At 64.0% G+C, this 19666-nt stretch carries 19 protein-coding genes; 9 read left to right on the forward strand and 10 right to left on the reverse strand.

What is annotated here, in order from left to right; genetic code table 11:
- Position 1: 1 nt before the first annotated feature.
- Positions 2–754, reverse strand: coding sequence for a carbon-nitrogen hydrolase family protein (locus C1M53_RS07675; RefSeq protein ID WP_129411702.1), 753 nt, complete (start codon positions 752–754; stop codon positions 2–4).
- A 132-nt stretch (positions 755–886) separates the two neighbouring features.
- Between C1M53_RS07675 and C1M53_RS07680 the strand changes: the two genes are divergently transcribed.
- Positions 887–1717, forward strand: coding sequence for a GNAT family N-acetyltransferase (locus C1M53_RS07680; RefSeq protein WP_165358086.1), 831 nt, complete (start codon positions 887–889; stop codon positions 1715–1717).
- Positions 1718–1724: 7 nt separating this feature from the next.
- On the opposite strand, the gene C1M53_RS07685 is transcribed toward C1M53_RS07680, so the two are convergent.
- From C1M53_RS07685 to C1M53_RS07695, 3 genes are all read right to left on the reverse strand, one after another.
- Positions 1725–2192 (reverse strand): GNAT family N-acetyltransferase, encoded by a 468-nt coding sequence (locus C1M53_RS07685; protein ID WP_129411704.1) that lies wholly within the window; start codon positions 2190–2192, stop codon positions 1725–1727.
- A 133-nt stretch (positions 2193–2325) separates the two neighbouring features.
- Positions 2326–2853 (reverse strand): AAA family ATPase, encoded by a 528-nt coding sequence (locus C1M53_RS07690; protein ID WP_129411705.1) that lies wholly within the window; start codon positions 2851–2853, stop codon positions 2326–2328.
- A gap of 100 nt (positions 2854–2953) precedes the next feature.
- Positions 2954–3868, reverse strand: coding sequence for a LysR family transcriptional regulator (locus C1M53_RS07695; RefSeq protein ID WP_129411706.1), 915 nt, complete (start codon positions 3866–3868; stop codon positions 2954–2956).
- A gap of 228 nt (positions 3869–4096) precedes the next feature.
- On the opposite strand from C1M53_RS07695, the gene C1M53_RS07700 reads away from it, so the two are divergent.
- The 6 genes from C1M53_RS07700 to ugpC all read left to right on the forward strand — a co-directional run bounded on the left by C1M53_RS07700 (position 4097) and on the right by ugpC (position 10506).
- On the forward strand, positions 4097–5371 hold the full coding sequence (locus tag C1M53_RS07700; protein ID WP_245488478.1) for an extracellular solute-binding protein: 1275 nt from the start codon (positions 4097–4099) through the stop codon (positions 5369–5371).
- 86 nt (positions 5372–5457) lie between these two features.
- Positions 5458–6309 carry a sugar ABC transporter permease gene (locus C1M53_RS07705; RefSeq protein ID WP_245488574.1) on the forward strand — a complete coding sequence of 284 codons (852 nt, stop codon included), beginning with the start codon at positions 5458–5460 and terminating at the stop codon, positions 6307–6309.
- Complete coding sequence (locus C1M53_RS07710; protein ID WP_129411709.1) at positions 6299–7180, forward strand: carbohydrate ABC transporter permease; 882 nt, start codon at positions 6299–6301, stop codon at positions 7178–7180. The genes C1M53_RS07705 and C1M53_RS07710 overlap by 11 nt, the downstream gene beginning before the upstream one ends.
- A gap of 49 nt (positions 7181–7229) precedes the next feature.
- Positions 7230–8249: a Gfo/Idh/MocA family oxidoreductase gene (locus tag C1M53_RS07715; protein ID WP_129416068.1), complete on the forward strand. Its 1020-nt coding sequence runs from the start codon at positions 7230–7232 to the stop codon at positions 8247–8249.
- The gene (locus tag C1M53_RS07720) at positions 8246–9331 is read left to right on the forward strand and encodes a Gfo/Idh/MocA family oxidoreductase (RefSeq protein ID WP_129411710.1); all 1086 of its coding nucleotides are present in this window, start codon (positions 8246–8248) and stop codon (positions 9329–9331) included. Before C1M53_RS07715 ends, C1M53_RS07720 begins: the two co-directional genes overlap by 4 nt.
- Before the next feature lie 113 nt (positions 9332–9444).
- Complete coding sequence (gene ugpC, locus C1M53_RS07725; RefSeq protein WP_129411711.1) at positions 9445–10506, forward strand: sn-glycerol-3-phosphate ABC transporter ATP-binding protein UgpC; 1062 nt, start codon at positions 9445–9447, stop codon at positions 10504–10506.
- Positions 10507–10572: 66 nt separating this feature from the next.
- On the opposite strand, the gene C1M53_RS07730 is transcribed toward ugpC, so the two are convergent.
- The 4 genes from C1M53_RS07730 to C1M53_RS07745 form a co-directional block, all read right to left on the reverse strand.
- The gene (locus C1M53_RS07730; protein WP_129411712.1) at positions 10573–10878 is read right to left on the reverse strand and encodes a hypothetical protein; all 306 of its coding nucleotides are present in this window, start codon (positions 10876–10878) and stop codon (positions 10573–10575) included.
- A 123-nt stretch (positions 10879–11001) separates the two neighbouring features.
- Positions 11002–11301: a DUF982 domain-containing protein gene (locus C1M53_RS07735; RefSeq protein ID WP_129411713.1), complete on the reverse strand. Its 300-nt coding sequence runs from the start codon at positions 11299–11301 to the stop codon at positions 11002–11004.
- A gap of 152 nt (positions 11302–11453) precedes the next feature.
- Positions 11454–14642: an efflux RND transporter permease subunit gene (locus C1M53_RS07740; protein ID WP_129411714.1), complete on the reverse strand. Its 3189-nt coding sequence runs from the start codon at positions 14640–14642 to the stop codon at positions 11454–11456.
- On the reverse strand, positions 14639–15871 hold the full coding sequence (locus C1M53_RS07745) for an efflux RND transporter periplasmic adaptor subunit (RefSeq protein ID WP_129411715.1): 1233 nt from the start codon (positions 15869–15871) through the stop codon (positions 14639–14641). The genes C1M53_RS07740 and C1M53_RS07745 overlap by 4 nt, the downstream gene beginning before the upstream one ends.
- Before the next feature lie 313 nt (positions 15872–16184).
- Here C1M53_RS07745 and C1M53_RS07750 point away from each other — a divergent pair, with 313 nt between their 5' ends.
- Together C1M53_RS07750 and C1M53_RS32455 are read left to right on the forward strand one after the other, a co-directional pair.
- Positions 16185–17168 carry an MFS transporter gene (locus C1M53_RS07750; RefSeq protein ID WP_348630030.1) on the forward strand — a complete coding sequence of 328 codons (984 nt, stop codon included), beginning with the start codon at positions 16185–16187 and terminating at the stop codon, positions 17166–17168.
- Positions 17150–17380 (forward strand): hypothetical protein, encoded by a 231-nt coding sequence (locus C1M53_RS32455; protein ID WP_348630031.1) that lies wholly within the window; start codon positions 17150–17152, stop codon positions 17378–17380. The genes C1M53_RS07750 and C1M53_RS32455 overlap by 19 nt, the downstream gene beginning before the upstream one ends.
- A gap of 231 nt (positions 17381–17611) precedes the next feature.
- Here C1M53_RS32455 and C1M53_RS07755 read toward each other — a convergent pair whose 3' ends face one another.
- Complete coding sequence (locus C1M53_RS07755; RefSeq protein ID WP_129411716.1) at positions 17612–18757, reverse strand: alpha-hydroxy acid oxidase; 1146 nt, start codon at positions 18755–18757, stop codon at positions 17612–17614.
- Positions 18758–18885: 128 nt separating this feature from the next.
- On the reverse strand, positions 18886–19662 hold the full coding sequence (locus C1M53_RS07760; RefSeq protein ID WP_129411717.1) for an SDR family oxidoreductase: 777 nt from the start codon (positions 19660–19662) through the stop codon (positions 18886–18888).
- Between the last annotated feature and the right edge of the window lie 4 nt (positions 19663–19666).

Here is a 19666-nt window from a genome sequence, read left to right on the forward strand (position 1 = left end):
GCTAGATGGGCGTGGAACCGACCGGAAGGTCAAAGACCAGGAGTCCCGGCTCGTCGAGCGGCAGTTGCGCGGCCACATCGCCTGACGGGCTGAGGACCGCGGTCGGACCCCAGCCTATCTTCCCGTCCCGTTCGCCCGTCACGTCGGCCGAAACCAGCCACATCCCGGTCTCGCGACAGCGTTCGGCCCGCACCGCATTGTGGGCGTGCCGGTATTTTTCCGCCGTATGCCGCGGCAGCATGTTGTTGGCCGGGCAGACGATGAGAGAAGCACCGCTGTCGGCCAGGGACTTCGACGCGGCAGGGAAATTGGTGTCAAAACAGATGTTGATGCCAAACCGCAACCCATCGACAGCGAACACGTCGGCACCGTCTCCCGGATGGAAGCAGCGCTCCCGGGAGAGCATGTGGGTCTTGCGATAACGCCCGATGAGGGTTTGGCGATGCACCACGACGGCCGTGTTGAAAAGCCGATCCCCCTCGATCTCGACAAGGCCGAAGACGGTCATCGGCGCGTCCGGCGGAAACATGCGCAGGAGTGCCGCGAAGCTCGGCGAGCCGAGGTCGATGGCCTGCCGGCGCGCGGCCTGCCCATCGGTCAGATAGCCCTGGAGGAAACATTCCGGCAGGCATAACAGCGACACGCGCTCGCGCTGCGCCCTGTCGACCAGATGCAGCATGTATCCGGTCGCCGCCGCGATCTCCTCGCGGAATTCAGGCGTCTGAGCGGCCGCAACGCGAATGGTCGTCCCCATGGCAATCCTGGAACATTCTCGATTTTTCCCGATCGCTGAGCGCCCCCTGGCTCGCCTTTTTCATCCAGGTGGTCATGCCGAATCGGCCGGCAGCACGCTAGGTCGATGCGGAACACTGGCACGGGAAGAGACATGGCGCCTGAAATTTCGTTCCTTTCCCTCGCGCATGTCTCGCTTACCGAATCCTGCGCTGCGCTGACCGCCGGCTATGAGGGCTACATCGTGCCGGTCGCCTTCGATCCGGTTTCACTCGCCCGCCGCATCCAGGCGGAGCACATCGACCTGGTGGCCAGCCAGCTGCTGCGCGTGGATGGCCAGACCGCCGGCATCATGCTGATCGCGCGGCGCGGCGGCGCGAGCCGTCTTGCAGCGCTCGGCATCGCTGCACCCTTGCGGGGCGCCGGCATCGGGGCGCAGGCCATTGCCGCCGCGATCGCCGAGGCGCGGCTGCGTGGAGACGAGCGGCTGGTGCTGGAGGTGATCGACAGCAACAGCAAGGCGATCTCGACCTACACCAGGGCCGGTTTCGTGCCGCGCCGGACGCTGGTGGGCTACACGCACGATCCGGTCCTGCCCGCCACATCGGAGGATGGGGTGATGCCTTGCCCTGCAGGTGACGTCCTGCCCCTGCTGCTCGATGTCTGGCCGGACGATCCGAGCTGGCAGACGTCGCCGCTTTGCTTTGCCGGCGCAACGAAGCCGGTCGAAGCGTTCCGCACGGGCGACGCGGCCGCACTGGTCGATGCGAGTGGACCGGCGGTGCGGCTGCTGGCCTTCGCGGTTCGTTCGCCACGACAAGGCATCGGCCGGTGTTTCATGCAGAGCCTGCTGGCACGTTTTGCAGACAGGCCCTGGACGATCCCGGCGACACTGCCCGCCAGCCAGGCCGCCGGCTTCCTGGCTGCTACCGGCTGGAAACAGGCAGCACTGTCGCAACTGGAGATGGAGCTGCCGCTGGGATAAGGCGCGGTCATCGAGCCAGGCTGTAGCGCAGAATGGGCCGTGCGGCCGTGTGCCGCGCCACTTCCTTGAAGCCTGCCCGGATAAAGGCCGATGCGACACCCGGGAAGGTGTTGCGGGTGCTGCCCGGTATCGTCGTATCGATCGGATAGGCCTCGACGGCGGGAGCACCAGCCAGCCTGGCCGCGTTCAAGGCAGCTTCGATGAGTTCGCTCATCACCCCCTGCCGCCTGTGGCGATGATGCACATAGAAGCAAGGTATCGACCAGACCGGGCTGTCATCCACCCGCACGAACCACGGCGCCTTTTCAAGCCAGGGCAGGCCGCTGCGCGGATACAGGCGGCACCACCCCACCGGCTTCTCTCCGTCGAAAGCCAGCAGGCCCGGCGGCGTATCTCCGGCAGTCTGGTTCCGCAGCGCCCTCCTGTTCTCCTCGCGCGGTCTGCGATGGTAGGAGGCACCGACACACCAGTACATGCACCAGCATCCATTGCTCGCCCCGGCCCTTCCGAAAAGCGCCTCCAGATCAGGCCAGAGTTCGGGAATTACGGATTGCACGCGCATGGCAATGATCTCTGAAATGATCGTATCACCTGACTGCAGACGGCAGCTAGATAAGCACCTTCCTGCGGATCGCCTTGATAATCTCGTCGGGTGCTACTGTTGCATCGATTGGCACTCCGAAATGCGCGTCGCGATGAGCTTCGACGCATTCCAGGGAGCGACGAAGCTCAAATTCGCTGATCTCCCTTTTTTCCAGTGTCGCACGCTTCATCAAGCGAGCCCTAACCGTTTCCAGGGGAGCGACAAGACAGAGTTTGTGAACAGGGGCGGTTTTGCCCAGAGCGGCGGCGAAAGTTTCGAAGTAATCTCGATTGGTGAAAGCCATCGGCACGACAACGACGGGGACACGTCGGTGCTTGCGCCTCGCGCCATGGACTATCAACCAACGCCAGAGGGAGAGGTCTTGATAATCTGCTGGCTGCCTCGCCATGCCAAGCGCCCAGGGAGGCAGCCGACGCAAAACGTACCCCACATCCTCGGGGTCGTAGAGAGCTGTATGCGCTACGCTACGCACCAGCAGCTCGGCCACCGTGGTCTTGCCAATGCCAAATGAACCATTGAGCAGAATGAACATTCGACCTCAGGGATTGGCCCGACTATCAGGCAGGAACGACTGTTGTAGCCCGTTGTTCCAGCTCGGTCGAAGCTTACGCATGGATTGCTGTTCAGCCCATTCAAAGCGGCAGCACGGTTGCGGCGGCCTGCTTCAGCAGCGTGATCGTCTCCATGGTGCGCTGCTCGCCCATCCTCTCCCTGAGCACATAGATGCCGACCGTTCTCTTGCGCGCGGGGTCGGTCAAGGACAGCCGGTGCAGTCCGCGGCGCTCGAACTCCCTGGCCATCACATCGGTGTGGTTGATCACCGCATCGGTGTGTTCGACATAGTCGAGGCAGGCGGCCAGCGAGTTGGAGGCGAACGTATAGTGCTGCTGGTCGAAGGCACTGTCGGCGAGGGTCTGCGTCCATGTCTCGAAGAAACGCTGGTGGCGCGCTTCCGGAACGGCGGTGCTGACCATCGGGAAGCGGTCGATGTCGGCCATGGTGCAGGGGCGCCCGAGAAGCGGATGGCCCGCGCGCACGAAATAGCCCGCGCCGACCTGCATGAGCGGGATCAGTTCGGTGCCGGTGTTGTGGCTCAACCCCTCGATCTCATGCGCCACGAACATGGAGATGTCCCCGCCGAGCAGCAGGTCCATGCAGCGCAGCTGGTTCCCGAGACTGACATAGATGCGCGCGCCCGGATGGCGCTTCGAATGGTCGACCACCATGTCGCGGATGAACAGCGACCACCACGAATAGCCTGAGCCGATGCGCAGACCTTCCTCGGTGCGCTGGCGCTGCCGCTCGAGCGCCTTCAGCGTGTTGTCGTAGAGGCGCTGCATCAGCCTGGCATTCTGGTAGAGCGTCTCGCCATATTCGGTGAGCCGCACGCCGCGCGGCGTGCGGATGAACAGCGGGACGCCCATCGTCTCTTCGAGCCTGCGCATGTTGACGGTCAGGGAAGGCTGCGAGACCAGCGCGGCCGTCGCGCCGCCGCTCATCGTTCCAGCCTCCGCGACGGCCATGAACTGGCGCAGCATCTTGTTCATCGCGCGTGTCCTCCACCCATAGATTTTATCTATATCGAAGACGGTACTTCGTATTTTTCTTTCAATCCAGCCTGTGCGACCTTGGCGCGTCTAGACGACTTGCCGGAGATCCCCGGCAGGGGACGCAAGGTGCCCACAGGACCGCGGGAGGAACCGGTCGGTGGAACCGCACCGCCGTCCCCGGGGAAACGGCCGGCGAACCGGGAGGAACCTGAAATGCGATTCCATATGAACAGACGCCAGTTCCTGGCGGGTGGCTCGGCGACGCTCGCACTGGCGGCGGCCGGACCCGCATTCGCGCAGCAGCAGCGGCTGCGGATGATCTTCTGGGGCAGCCAGACCCGGGCGGAGCGCACCTATGCCGCCGCCGACCTCTTCATGAAGGCCAATCCCGGAACCGGTGTCGAGGGCGAGTTCCTCGGCTGGAACGACTACTGGGCGAAGCTGGCGACGCAGACCGCCGGCGGCAACGCACCCGACATCATCCAGATGGACTATCGCTACATCGTCGAATATGCGAGCCGTGGCGCGATCGCGCCGCTCGACGACTTCGTGGGGACGGCGCTCAATGTCGCGGACTTCGACCCGCTCCAGGTCGACAGCGGCAAGGTCGGCGGCAAGCTCTACGGCATCAGCCTCGGCGCCAACTCCGTGGCCATGATGGTCAACAGGGCCGTGTTCGAAAAGCTGAAACTGCCGTTGCCGGATGCCAGCACCACCTGGGATGATTTTTCCCAGCTGGCGGTGGAAATCACCAATGCCGGCATCCGCCGCGGGTTCTACGGCGCCGCCGACGGGTCGAAAAACGAGCAGATCTTCGAGAACTACCTGCGCCAGCGCGGCAAGGCGCTCTACACGGCGGACGGGCAGCTCGCCTTCGACGCGAGCGACGTCGCCGAGTGGTTCGACATGTGGGCAAAGTTGCGCGAAGCCGGCGCCATCCCGCCTGCCGACATCCAGGAACTCGACCAGCAGAACATCGACACCTCGCTGCTGACCCAGAACAAAGTGGCCGTGGCCTATGCGAATTCGAATGAGCTGGTCGGCTACCAGAAGCTGAACAAGGAGCCGGTGGCGCTGGCGAATTTCCCCCGGCTCACCGCCGAGTCCAAGGGCGGCCACTACCGCAAGCCGGCGATGCTATTCTCGGTCTTCGCCAAATCGCCGAACCAGAAGGCAGCCGCGGAATTCATCTCCTATTTCGTCAATGACCTGGAGGCGGCCAAGGTGCTCGGCACCGAGCGGGGCATTCCGGAATCCTCCAAGGTGCGCGACGCCTTGTCGGGGACGCTGGACGAGGTCGGCAAGACGATGCTGTCCTATGTTTCCGGCCTCGGCGACCTGGCGGCCAAGCTGCCGCCGTCGCCGCCGAACGCGGCCGGCGAGGTGCTGATCGCATTCCAGCGCACCGCGTCGGGCGTGGCGTTCGGTTCGCAGAGCAGTTCGGATGCCGCCCAGGCCTTCGTGACCGAAGCCGACGCCATCCTGAAGCGCAAGACATGACAGCGGAGCCGATATTGGCAACGGCTGGAGATGCCGGCAGGGCCTCCGGCTGGTCGAGGCTTACGGAGGGCCTCGGTCCGGGCTACCTGTTCCTGACGCCCTGGCTGATCGGGCTGTTCTGCTTCACGCTCGGCCCGATCGTCTACTCCTTCTATCTCAGCTTCACCCGGTTCGATCTGCTGACGGCGCCGGACTGGGTCGGGCTGGAGAACTATCGGCGCATCCTGACCGAGGATCCAAAATTCCTCGCCTCGATGCGGGTGACCTTCCTCTATGTGCTGTTCTCGGTGCCGCTGAAGCTGGCCTTCGCGCTGGCGGTGGCCATGCTGCTCAACAAGGGCATCAAGGGGCTGACGCTCTACCGGGCGATTTTCTACCTGCCGTCCCTGCTCGGCGCGAGCGTTGCGATCGCGACGCTGTGGCGCACCATCTTCTCGGCCGACGGGCTGATCAACCAGCTGCTGTGGTCCTTCTTCGGCATCAATGGGCCGAGCTGGATCACCAACCCGAAATACGCGCTCTGGACCCTCGTGGTGCTCGGCGTCTGGCAGTTCGGCTCGCCGATGATCATCTTCCTCGCCGGGCTCAGGCAGATCCCGCAGGACATGTATGAGGCAGCCAGTCTCGACGGGGCGAGCGGCTGGCGGCAATTCTGGAAGATCACGCTGCCGTTGCTGACCCCGATCGTCTTCTTCAACATGATCATCCAGACGATCGAAGCGTTCAAAAGCTTCACGCCGGCCTTCATCATCTCCGGCGGCCTGGGTGGTCCGGTCAATTCGACGCTGTTCTACGCGCTCTATCTCTACCAGGAGGCCTTCAGCTTCTTCCGCATGGGCTATGCCTCGGCGCTGGCCTGGGTGCTGCTGGTCATCATCTCGCTGTTCACGGCGATCTCCTTCCTCACCTCGAGATACTGGGTGCACTATGACGACTGATGCACGCCCAGGCTCCCTCGAGGCCGAACTGGCGGAGCGGCGCCCGCTGTGGCGGTCGCTGCTCATCCATGCGGCGCTGATCGCGATCTGCTTCGTGATGATCTATCCGCTGCTGTGGATGATCTCGGCATCGGTCCGCCCGCACGACGAGATCTTCAGCTCGGCGGGCCTGATCCCGTCGTCCGTCGACTGGAGCGCCTACTGGCGCGGCTGGAACGGCCTGCGTGTCTCGTTCGGAACCTTCTTCCTGAATTCCTTCGTCATCGCGGGCCTCGCCGTCGTCGGCAATGTGCTGGCCTGTTCGCTGACCGCCTTCGCCTTCGCGCGGCTGGAATTCTTCGGCAAGCGGTTCTGGTTCGGCGTCATGCTGGTGACGTTGATGCTGCCCTATCAGGTCACGCTCATCCCGCAATATGTGCTGTTCCTGAAGCTGGGCTGGGTCGACACCATCCTGCCGCTGGTGGTGCCGAAATTCCTCGCCGCGGATGCCTTCTTCGTCTTCCTGATGGTGCAGTTCTTCCGCGGCATCCCGCGCGAGCTGGACGAGGCGGCGATGATGGACGGCTGCTCGCCCTGGCGCATCTACTGGAAGATCATGCTGCCGTTGTCGACGCCGGTGCTGGCAACGGCCGCCGTCTTCACCTTCATCTGGACGTGGGACGATTTCTTCGGGCCGCTGATCTACCTGAACGACATGCGCCAGTACACGGTCATGCTTGGCCTGCGCACCTTCACCGACTCCACCGGCGAAAGCGATTTCAGCGGCCTGTTCGCCATGAGCGTGGCGAGCCTGGTGCCGATCTTCCTGCTCTTCCTGGTGTTCCAGCGCCTGCTGATCGAGGGCATCGCCACGACGGGCATGAAACGGTGACGACAGGTCACCGAAGCCACTTCTCCACAATCAACTCATGAACGGTAGACTGATGAGCATTCGATTTGCAGCCATGGGCCTCAACCACGGCCACATATACGGGCAGGTGAACTGCCTGCTCGCAGCGGGTGCGGAGCTCGTCGCCTTCCATTCCCCGGAAGATGAGCTGGCGAGGTCCTTTTCCGCAAAATATCCCGGCGTGAAGCGGGTCGGCGACAGGGCCGCCATCCTGGAGGACCGCTCCATTCATCTGGTGGTGACAGCGGCGATCCTGGACGAGCGCGCCGGCATTGCCATCGAGGCGATGCGCCACGGCAAGGATGTCATGAGCGACAAGCCCGGCATGATCAGCCATGCGCAGCTGGATGCGATCCGCAGCGTTCAGGCCGAGACGGGTCGCATCTATTCGGTCTGCTATTCCGAGCATTTCGAGACACGTTCCACGGTCAAGGCCGGTGAGCTGGTCAAGGCCGGCGCCATCGGCGAGGTGATCCACACGGTCGGCCTCGGGCCGCATGCCATTCACAATGGCCAGCGGCCGGACTGGTTCTTCGACCGCAGGCGCTATGGCGGCATCCTGTGCGATATCGGAAGCCACCAGTGCGAGCAGTTCCTGTTCTTCACCGGAACGCTGGATGCGGAAGTCGCCTCGGCAACCGTGGCGAACCGGGGCAACCCGGATCGCCCCGGCCTGCAGGATTTCGGCGACATGCATCTGAAATCGCCCAGGGCGACCGGTTACGTGCGGGTCGACTGGTTCACCCCGAAGGGCCTGCCGACCTGGGGCGACGGCCGCCTGACCATCCTCGGCACGGAAGGGTACATCGAATTGCGCAAATACATCGATATCGGCGGCAGCCCGGGCACCGATCACATGTTCCTGGTCGACAGCAAGGGGATACAGGCGATCGATTGTTCAAATGTCGAGCTGCCCTATGGCCGGCAATTGATTGCCGATGTCTTGAACCGCACCGAGACGGCGATGAGCCAGGCACACTGCTTCAAGGCCATGGAGCTGGCCCTCGATGCGCAGAAACTGGCCGAGCGCGGCACGGAGTGGGCCCAATGAGCAGGATTTTCAACGTTGCCGTCGTCGGTCTCGGTATCGGCAGAAGCCATATAGCCGAGGGCTATGTCACCAATGCCGACAAGTTCCGCGTCAAGGCGCTTTGCGATCTCGATCCGGGGCGGCTCGACGACGTCGGCGACGCGTTCCAGGTCGAGCGGCGCGGCGCGGATTTCAATGCGTTGCTGGAGATGGACGATATCGACATCATCGATATCTGCACGCCGCCGGGAACGCATCTGGCTCAGGTGATGGCCGCCCTCAGGGCCGGCAAGCATGTGATCTGCGAAAAGCCGCTGGTCGGCTCGCTGAGCCAGATCGACACGGTGATCGCCCAGGAGAAAGTGTCCAGGGGGCTGCTGATGCCGGTCATGCAATATCGGTTCGGAGACGGCGTCGAACAGGCCAGGGCCATCATCGACGCCGGTATCGCCGGCAAGCCTTACATCGGCACCGTCGAGACCTTGTGGCGCCGCGACGCGGACTATTATGCCGTTCCGTGGCGCGGCAGATGGGCGACCGAGCTCGGCGGCGTGCTGATGACGCATGCCATCCACCAGCACGACCTCTTCACCTATCTGATGGGTGACGTCAAAAGGCTGTTCGGCCGGGTTGCGACACGGGTCAACGCGATCGAGGTCGAGGATTGCGTGACCGCCAGCGTCGAACTTGCCAATGGCGCGCTCGGCAGCTTGACGGCGACGCTCGGCGCCGGGGACGAGATCAGCCGGCTGCGGCTGATGTTCGAGAACGTGACCTTCGAAAGCGACCACGAACCCTACAACCCCGGCGCCAGGCCATGGACGATCCAGCCGCGCAACGCCGACGCGGCGGCAAGGATCGAAGCCTTGCTGAAGGACTGGAAACCATTGCCTTCGCGGTTCGAGGCACAGATGGGCCGCTTCCACCAGACGCTGCTCGGCAGGGCGCCGTTGCCGGTCACCAGCGCCGACGCGCGCCGGTCTCTGGAGCTTGTGACGGCCTTCTATCATTCCTCCTCCACGCATGAGGACGTGGAACTGCCCATCGGCACGCAGCACCCGCGCTATGACAGCTGGCTTCCGCCGCAGCATCGGGCCGCGTGACCAATTAGAGCGTTTCCGTTTTCCACGGAAACGCTCTAAGTTTTTGTTTTCGCTGCATTTTTGTAACGCCAAGTGATTCCACTTGACTACAAAATGCTTTAGGGAGGGGAGCAATGGCCGCCAGTATCGAGCTGCGCAACATCACCAAGGCCTATGGCGACGTGAAGGTGATCCACGGCGTCGACCTGTCGATCGAGCCGGGCGAGTTCACGGTCTTCGTGGGACCATCGGGCTGCGGCAAGTCCACCTTGCTGCGCCTGATCGCCGGGCTGGAGCGGATCAGTGGCGGCGACCTGCTGATCGATGGCCGGCGCATCAATGAGGTGCCGGCGTCGAAGCGCGGCATTGCCATGGTATTCCAGAGCTATGCGCTCTATCCGCATATGTCGGTTCGCAAGAACCTGTCCTTCGGACTGGAAACCATCGGCACGCCGAAAGCCGAGATCGCGCACCGCGTCGCGAAAGCCGCGGAAATCCTGCGCATCACCCCGCTTCTCGACCGGCGCCCGAAAGCGCTGTCTGGCGGGCAACGCCAGCGCGTCGCCATCGGCCGCGCCATCGTGCGCGAGCCCAGGATCTTCCTGTTCGACGAGCCGCTGTCCAACCTCGATGCCGAACTGCGCGTCCAGATGCGTGTCGAGATCGCGAAGCTGCACAACGATCTCGGCAACACCATGATCTATGTCACGCATGACCAGGTCGAGGCCATGACCATGGCCGACAAGATCGTCGTGCTGCGCGGAGGCATTATCGAGCAGGTCGGCGCGCCGCTCGAACTCTACAACAACCCGCACAACCTCTTTGTCGCCGGTTTCATCGGTTCGCCGAAAATGAACCTGCTCTCGACCGCACTGAAGGACGGGCGCCTGCAGGTGGCGGGCACGCCCCTGTCGCTGTCCCGTGTAACAGCCGGCGCGACGACACTGGGCGTGCGGCCCGAGCATATCGGCATCACCGACGGCGACGGCGTCAAGCTGGCGGATGTGAAGGTGGAGCTGATTGAAAGCCTCGGCGGACAGACCCTGGTCTACGCCACGACCACGGACGGACAGGCCCTGACGGTCGCGCTCAACGGCCAGCGGCAGGTCGATGTGGGCGCCAGCCTTTCGGTCTATGCAGATCCGGCCCGCATCCATCTGTTCGACGCGGACGGCAATGCGCTGCCACAGGCATGATCCATAACGACAGCGAGCAAGCGGCTGACCGAGGCGCGTCACGCGCCCCGGCCGTCTGTCGACAGGTTACTTGCCGCAATAATTGTCGTTCACGATCGGGCCGGTGCCCTGCTGCGGTCCATCATAGCCGGGCTGATAGGCACATGGACCTGCGCCACTGTTGCCCTGGGACGGTCCGCTCTGATCGTTGATGCTCTGGGTGGTGGTCGTGTCGACCGCATCGGGGTAGACCGGTTGCGGTTCGACCGTGGTCGCCGCCGGCTGGTTCGGGTCGATGCGGTCATTGACCATCGGATCACCCATACCCTGCGCCATTGCCGAACCGGCAAATCCGGCCGCGAACGCCGAAGCGATGAGAATCTTCCTGAGCATGATGCTCTCCTTCCGTCTGGTTACGGTTGCATGAGGCTAACCGGTCACGGAAACGAAGGTTCCGACAAAGATCGGGCGATTCCTGACCTTCGCCAGGCCGGTTGATGTGGTCGTCAGAACGAGCTACCGGCGCCCGGCCTTGAACAGCGGCGCGCGTGGCTTGCTCACCACGACGGGCACATCTTCCGCACGCACATAGATGCCGGTGACCTCTGCAAAGCCGATAAAGGTTCGCATGGCGTCGATCTCCGACACATGCCCAATCGACACGGCGTTGCAGGCATTCCAGGTGCACAGGTAGACATGGCCGCGCCTGTCTTCCGGCCAGCGGCGAAGGAAATGCAGCGCCCGTTCGACGGTGGCGATTTCTTCGATCCTGCCGTCGAACATGACGTGCACGGGTCTATTCGGCTGCCTGTCCATTGTGGCCTCCCAAACCCACAGCTGTGGGTTTAGATCAACGCCGGGATGCAAACGCAGGTTTCAAAAATCTTCGCCCGGGAGCATCATACCGCCCTGGTAGATCGGGTCTTGTTCCGCCTGGGCCGCCGTCAGCGCCATCCGCGTTTCGGCCGTCAAATCGGTGGCCGGCCACCCTCGACAATTGCCGCATCGGCCGGCAACCGACCGCTACGCCTCGACACGAGCCGACGGATCACGACATAAAAGACCGGCGTCAGGATCAGGCCGAAGACGGTGACGCCAAGCATGCCGGCAAACACGGCGACACCCATGGCCTGGCGCATTTCGGCACCCGCGCCCGTCGCGATGACCAGAGGCACGACACCCGCGACGAAGGCGAGTGACGTCATCAGGATCGGTCTCAGACGCAGGCGTGCGGCCTCCAGCACCGCGGCCAGCGGATCATGGCCTTTCTTTTCTTCTTCATGGGCAAACTCCACGATCAGGATCGCGTTCTTCGCCGCCAGTCCGACCAGCACGACAAAGGCGATCTGGGTAAAGACGTTGTTGTCGCCTGCAAACAGCCAGACGCCCGTGATCGCGGACAGCAGCGCCAGTGGTGCAATCAGAAGAACGGCGAACGGCAATGACCAGCTGTTGTACTGCGCGGCGAGAATCAAGAACGCCAGCAGCACCGCCAGGGGAAACACGATCATCGCCGTATTGCCGGCCTGCTTCTCCTGATAGGTCAGATCGGTCCATTCGAATGCCATGCCCGGGGGCAGCGTCTCGCGCATGATCTGCTCGATCGCCGCCGTGGCCTGCCCCGATGAATAGCCCGGGGCGGGTCCTCCAGTGATATCGACGGAGGGATAACCGTTGTAGTGCATCACCCGGTCAGGCCCGGAACTGGTCGCGACCGCAGCCAGGGCCGCGAGCGGGACCATCTCGCCGGCCGCATTGCGCACCTTCAGCTGCGCGATGTCGTCCACCTGCGTGCGGAACGGCTCGTCGGCCTGGACGATGACACGGTATGTGCGTCCGAAACGGTTGAAGTCGTTGGCGTATAACGACCCCAGATTGACCTGAAGCGTATCGAAGACCTCGGTCAGAGGAATCCCTTGCGTCTTTGCCTTGACGCGATCGAGATCGACCTGGACCTGGGGTGCATTGACCTGGAAGCTCGCCATCATCCCGGCAAGCTGCGGTGTCGTCATGGCCTTCGCCATGACCTCGCCCTGTACCTTGGCAAGTGCCTCCAGCCCGGCACCGGAACGATCCTCGATCTGAAGCTTGAAGCCACCCGTGGTGCCGAGCCCCGGCACCGGCGGTGGCGGGAAGATGCCGACGAAACCATCGGGTATCTGGCTGAATTTCCCCATCAGGCGGCCGGCGATGGCATTGGCGGAAAGCGATGGATCCTTGCGCTGGTCGAACGGATCGAGCATGGCGAAAACAACGGCGGCGTTGGGGAGATTGACGAAACCGTTCACCGAAAGGCCAGGGAAGGCGACGACGCTTTCGACGCCGGGTTCAGCCAGCGCGATCTTTGACATTTCCTTGACGACCGCGTCGGTTCGATCCAACGAGGCTCCGGACGGCAATTGGGCGATCCCGACAAGGTAGTACTTGTCCTGGGCCGGCACGAAACCGGTCGGAACGCTCTGGAAGCCCATCCATGTCGCGCCGAGCAGGCCCGCGTAGAGCAACAGCAGGATGCCGCTGACGCGAATGGCACGCCGCGCCGCGCCGACATAGGCGTTCGATGCGCGGTCGAAGAAGCGGTTGAACAAACCGAAGAAGCGCCCGAACAGGAGGTCGATGCCCCTGGTGAGCCAGTCTCGGCGCGCACCGGCATGATGCGGCGTCAAAAGCAATCCAGCCAGGGCAGGCGAAAGGGTGAGCGAGTTGATGGCCGACAGGACCGTGGAAATGGCGATGGTGACTGCGAACTGCCGATAGAACTCGCCCTGGAGGCCGGAGAGAAACGCCGACGGGATAAACACCGCCGCAAGCACCGAGGTGATCGCGATGATCGGCGCGGTCACCTCGTCCATCGCCTGGTGCGCCGCCTGCCGGGGTGTCCTGCCAAGGCCGATATGGCGCTCGACATTCTCGACGACGACGATGGCATCATCGACCACGATACCGATCGACAACACCAGTCCGAACAGCGACAGGGTGTTGAGCGAGAAGCCCAGCATATGCATCACTGCCAGGGTGCCGATCAGCGATATCGGAACGGCCACCAGCGGAATGATGGAAGCGCGCCAGGTCTGCAGGAACAGCACGACGACGATCACGACCAGCAGGATCGCTTCCAGCAGGGTTTCGACGACCGCCGCCAGGGACGCCCGAACGAAGACGGTGGGATCATAGGCGATCCGGTATTCCAGCCCTTCCGGGAAGTCGCGCTTCAGTTGCTCCATCTCGGTGCGAACGGCGTTGGAAACGTCCAGTGCATTGGCGCCCGGACGCTGGATGATCTGCATGGCAACAGCCGGTTCGCCGTCGAGAAGGCTGCGCAGGGCATAGCCGTCGGAACCAAGTCCGATCCGCGCAACATCCTTGAGACGCACCGTCTGGCCGTCCGCGCCGGTCTTGATGACGATCTCGCCAAACTCTTCCTCGCTGGACAGCCTTCCCCGCGTGCTGACGGTGACCTGGTAGCTCGCCGCCAGCGACGGTTGCTGGCCCACCGACCCCGCCGCCACCTGGACGTTCTGCTCGCGAATGGCGGCGATGACATCGCTCGCCGTCAGGCCGCGCGCCGCGACCTTCGCGGGATCCAGCCAGATACGCATGGCATATTCGCCCGCCCCCCAGATCACGACGTCGCCTACGCCCGGTAACCTGGCAATGGTGTCGCGCACCTGAAGGGTGGCAAAATTGGAGATGTAGAGGGGGTCATAACGCTTGTCGGGCGAAACGAGATGGACAACCATCAGGATATCGGGCGACGTCTTCTGCGTGACGACACCGATCCGCTGCACTTCCTGCGGCAAACGCGGCAGGGCGCGCGACACGCGGTTCTGCACCTGGATCTGCGCCATGTCGGGGTCGGTCCCGTGCGCGAAGGTGACGGTGAGCGTCATCCTGCCGTCGGTGGCAGCCTGCGAGCTCATGTACAGCATGCCCTCGACACCATTGATCGATTGTTCGAGAGGAGAGGCAACGGTCTCGGCAATGACTTCGGGATTGGCGCCGGGGTAACTCGCACTCACCTGCACGGTCGGCGGCGTGACGGACGGATATTCGCTCAGCGGCAATTGAAACAGCGCAAGCGCGCCGACGATCAGCATCAGGGCCGAGAGCACGATGGCGAAGATCGGGCGGTTGATGAAAAAATGAGGCAGGTTCATCGGCGTGCCTCCCGGGCATCGCCGTCGTCAAGGCTGGATGCCGACTGCTGCGCCGGTACCATCGCCACCCGGTTCGGCGTCACCTGCATGCCAGGCCTGACAAGCCCCTTGATGATGATGGTTTCACCAGGCTTCAGGCCGCTGTCGACGATGCGCAAACCCTCGCTCATGGCGCCTAGGCCGACAGGCCGGTACTCGGCCTTGTCGCCGGCGCCGAGCACCAGCACATAGCGGCGCCCCTGATCGGTCCCGATGGCCTGGTCATCGACAAGCACGGTTTCCCGCGGGGCGTCTGTTGCGAGTTTCACGCGGGCAAACAACCCGGGCATCAACAGTCCGCCCGGGTTGGCGAGCACCGCCCGTGCGCGAATCGTGCCGGTGCCTCGATCGACGCGGTTGCCCAGAAAATCGAGCGTCCCGGTGTGCGGGTAGCCGGTATCGGTGGCGAGGCCGACCTCGACCGGAAACGAGGAGGATTTTTGACCGGCCGCCCCCTGGTGGGCCCGGCTGAGGAAACTCAGATAGGTTGCCTCGTCTATGTCGAAATAGACATGCATCGGATCGACGGAAACGATCGTGGTCAGCAGCGTGGCGGCCGAACCCGATGCCCCTGTGACGAGGTTGCCCTCCGTCACCAGCACCCTGTCGGCACGCCCGGAGATCGGTGCGGTCACGCGGGAATAGGACAGCTCGAGTTCCGCCGCCGCGACCGCGGCCCTCGCTTCCTCCACCTGAGCCTGCCGTTCCCGCTTTCTGGACAGCGCATCGTCATGGGTCTTGCCGGAAATCGTTCCCGTCGGCGCAAGCCGTTGCGAACGGCCGAAATCCGTTTCCGCCTGGGCGAGCAGAACCTCGGCGCGCTGCTGTTGTGCCCTGGCATTCTGCAGCGCGACTTCAAACGGCCGGGGATCGATCTGGAACAGAAGCTGGCCGCGCTCGACGAATCCGCCTTCCGGGACATGGGCGGATTCGATCATGCCGCCGACGCGCGGCCTGAGTTCGATCGTGCTCGGAGCCGCCACCATGCCGGTGAATTCAGCCCACGGCGCCATCACGCGCGTGACCACTTCGGCGACCGGAACCTGCGGTCCGGGAGTGGAAGCGACCTCGCCTGTTTCGGCGGCTTTCGCCAGGCTGATATCCACGACCGGTGAATAGACATAGGCGAACAAGGCACCGCCGCTCAGCACGGCTGCCGTAAACAGGAGTATTTTCGACCTGACGGTCATGTGAAGCGCCCTCGTCGTCGCAATACGCGACGCCAGAAACGACGCCGCTCGATGATTTTCAGCGACGCTACGGGTTCCCATGATGGGAAGGTCAACAGCGGTTCGAAACATTCGGGATAACCCGGCAACCGGGCGGTGCGGATAGCCGCGGCTTGCTGCGGATCCTGCAGCGTCCCATCCACGGCGCCTGCAGCGCGGCCTGATCGATGGTCCAGGCCAGTTGGAGCAGGACACAGCTATTGTCCTCGCCGGCATATGGCGATATTGCGCCGCAACATGACAGTGCGCGGCTGCGTCGCGCGGGAGCAGCCTGATGTCCCAGACAGACCTAGCAATCGTCGAACGCGAGCCGGCCGTGCGGCCCTGGCTGGTGATGCTGGCGCTGGCGATCGGCGGCTTCGCCATCGGCTCGACCGAATTCGCGGCGATGAGCCTGCTGCCCTATATCGCGTCGGGGCTCGGCATCGACGAACCGAAAGCGGCGCATGCGATCAGCGCCTATGCGCTCGGCGTCGTGGTCGGCGCGCCGATCATCGCCGTGCTGTCCGCACGGGTGCCGCGCCGCACGCTGCTGATGGCACTGATGGCGGCCTATGGCATCACCAACTGCCTCACCGCTTTGGTTCCCAACTATGAATGGCTGCTGGTGCTGCGCTTCCTGAGCGGCATGCCGCATGGCGCCTATTTCGGCGTGGCCGCGCTGGTCGCGGCATCGCTGGTCGGCCCGAAGGAACGCACGACCGCCATCGCGCGTGTCATGCTCGGCCTGACTGTCGCAACGATCATCGGCGTGCCTGCGGCGACCTATCTCGGCCAGGCTTTCGGCTGGCAGGCGGGCTTCGCCTTGACCGGCCTGCTGGCGCTGGCCACCTTCATCATGGTGGCCCTGTTCGCGCCGCGCGACCGGCCGGACGAAGACGCCAGCCCGCTACGGGAACTCGGCGCCTTCCGCAACCGTCAGGTGCTGCTGACGCTGGCGACCGCGATCGTCGGCTTCGGCGGGCTTTTCGCAGTCTATTCCTATACCGCCTCGACATTGCTCGAAGTGACGAGAGCCGATCCGCGCGTGGTGCCGCTGGTGATCGGCCTGTTCGGCGTCGGCATGACACTGGGCAACCTCATCTCGGCCTGGGCCGCCGACAAGGCGCTGAAGCCGACGGCAACAGTGCTGATCATCGCCAGTGCTGCAGCACTGTTTGCTTTCCCCTCTTCGGTCGGTTCGCTGTGGTCGATCTCGCTCGTGGTTTTCCTGATCGGCTGCACCCCGGCCTTGCCATCGTGCTGCAGACCTATTTGATGGACGTGGCGCGCGACGCCCAGACGCTGGCCGCCGCCGCCAACCACAGCGCCTTCAATGTCGCCAACGCGCTCGGGCCCTGGCTCGCGGGCATGGCGATCACCGCCGGCTACGGCTTCCCCTCGGCGGGTTACGTCGGCTGCGCCCTGTCGCTCGGCGGACTGGTGCTGTGGCTGATCACGCTGTGGGACGCCAAGCGCCGGAAGGTTTAGGGGAGCGATCTCCCCTTCTCCCCTTGCGGGAGAAGGTGGCCGAGCCCTGGCGGCGCAGCCGCCGAAGGCGAGGTCGGATGAGGGGTGCTGGACGGAGCGCAGCCTTCCGACGTCGAGCGACGCGAGGCGTTTGATTTCGCTCAATCTCGTTTCTTCCAACACCCCTCATCCGTCTCGGCGCTACGCGCCGATCCACCTTCTCCCACAAGGGGAGAAGGGAACGTCGCGCTTCTACCGGAAACGCAAATTCTTCCGGCTGAGCTGGTCTATCGAAGTACAGCCCATCAGTTTCATGGCGCGTTCGATCTCGATGCGCATCTGCTCCAGCGCGCGCTCGACGCCGGCCTGGCCGGCGGCGGCAAGCGGGAAAAGATAATAGCGGCCGAGCCCGACCGCCTTGGCGCCCAGCGACAGCGCCTTCAGCACATGGGTGCCGCGCTGCACGCCGCCATCCATCATGACATCGATGCGATCGCCGACGGCATCGACGATCTCGGCGAGCTGGTCGAAGGCGCTGCGCGACCCGTCGAGCTGGCGGCCGCCATGGTTGGAGAGCACGATGCCGCTGCAACCGATCTCGACGGCGCGGCGGGCATCCTCCACCGACATGATGCCTTTCAGGCAGAACGGTCCGCCCCAGTGCCGCACCATTTCGGCAACGTCGTCCCAGGTCATCGACGGGTCGAGCATCTCGGTGAAATAGCGGCTGATCGACATCACACCGCCGCCCATGTCGACATGGCTGTCGAGCTGCGGCAGCCTGAAGCTTTCATGGGTAAGATAGTTGATCGCCCAGGCCGGCTTCACCGCGAACTGGGTGATGCCGGCGAGGTTGAGCCTGAACGGGATGGCGAAGCCGGTGCGTTTGTCGCGCTCGCGGTTGCCACCGGTAATGCTGTCGACCGTCAGCATCATCACCTCGACGCCGGCCTGCTTGGCGCGCGCCATCATCTCGCGGTTCAGGCCGCGGTCCTTGTGGAAGTAGAACTGGTAGACCTGCGGCGCACCGCTGATCCGGCGTGCTTCTTCCAGGCTGACGGTGCCGAGCGAAGAGACGCCGAACATGGTGCCGTATTTGCCGGCGGCAGCCGCGACCGCGCGTTCGCCCTGATGGTGGAACAGGCGCTGCAGCGCCGTCGGCGAGCAATAGACCGGCAGCGCCAGCTTCTGGCCCATGACGGTGACAGACAGGTCGATGTCGGTGACGCCGCGCAGGACATTGGGCACCAGATCGCAGGCTTCGAAGGCAGCGGTGTTGCGCCGATAGGTGACCTCGTCGTCGGCAGCGCCGTCGATGTAGTTGAAGATCGGCCCCGGCAGGCGCCGCCTGGCCAGCTCCCGGAAATCATGGAAGTTGTGGCACTGGCTGAGACGCATGGTTGGTTCCCTGGATGCACCGCGAATGTGCAGGTCGTTTCGCCGATCTGTTCCCGAGTATCCCGGCAACATCAGGCACTCGCGCCTGCCAATCCACCTTTTACACAAACAATGACAGCAGGCGATATCTAGCCGAGGGCCCGGTCGAGATGGGTATAGCCGCCATCGACGAACAGCCACTGGCCGGTGGTGTGGCTGGCGCGCTCCGACAGCAGGAACACGACGGTGGCGGCGATCTCCTCGGCGGTCGTCATGCGCTTGCCGAGCGGGATGGCGGCGGTGATTTCCTGCAACCTGGCCTGCGGGTCGGCAAAGGTCGCCAGCCAGTTCGCGTAGAGCGGCGTCATCACTTCCGCCGGGATGACCGCGTTGACGCGGATGCCGTCTTCCAGAAGGGCGGCCGCCCATTCGCGCGTCAGCGACAGCTGCGCCCCCTTGGCTGCCGCATAGGCGCTGGTGTTGCCCTGGCCGGTAACGGCAGTCTTGGACGAGATGTTGACGATCGCACCCCGGCTCTTCTTCAGGAAGGGCAGCGCATGATGCACCACCGCATAGTAGTGGACCAGGTTGCGGTCGAGCGATTTGCGGAATTCGGCCGGGCCGGCATCCAGCCCGACACTGTCGTTGACACCGGCATTGTTGACGACGCCATCGATCCGGCCGAACGACGCCGCCACCTGGGCGACCGCCGCTGCGGTCTCCTCATCGGATTCCAGGTTCGCGCGGACGAACATCGCTGCCGGCGCCAGTGCCCTCAGCTCAGCCTCGAACTCGCGGCCGAGAGCGCTGCGGCTTATGATTGCCGGAATTGCCCCCTCGGCCGCCAGCCCGATCGAGATCGCGCCGCCGATGCCCGCACCGCCCCCGGACACGATCACGACTTTTCCGGCAAGACCCAGGTCCATCGGG

Source organism: Mesorhizobium sp. Pch-S, assembly GCF_004136315.1.
Lineage (GTDB): Bacteria > Pseudomonadota > Alphaproteobacteria > Rhizobiales > Rhizobiaceae > Mesorhizobium.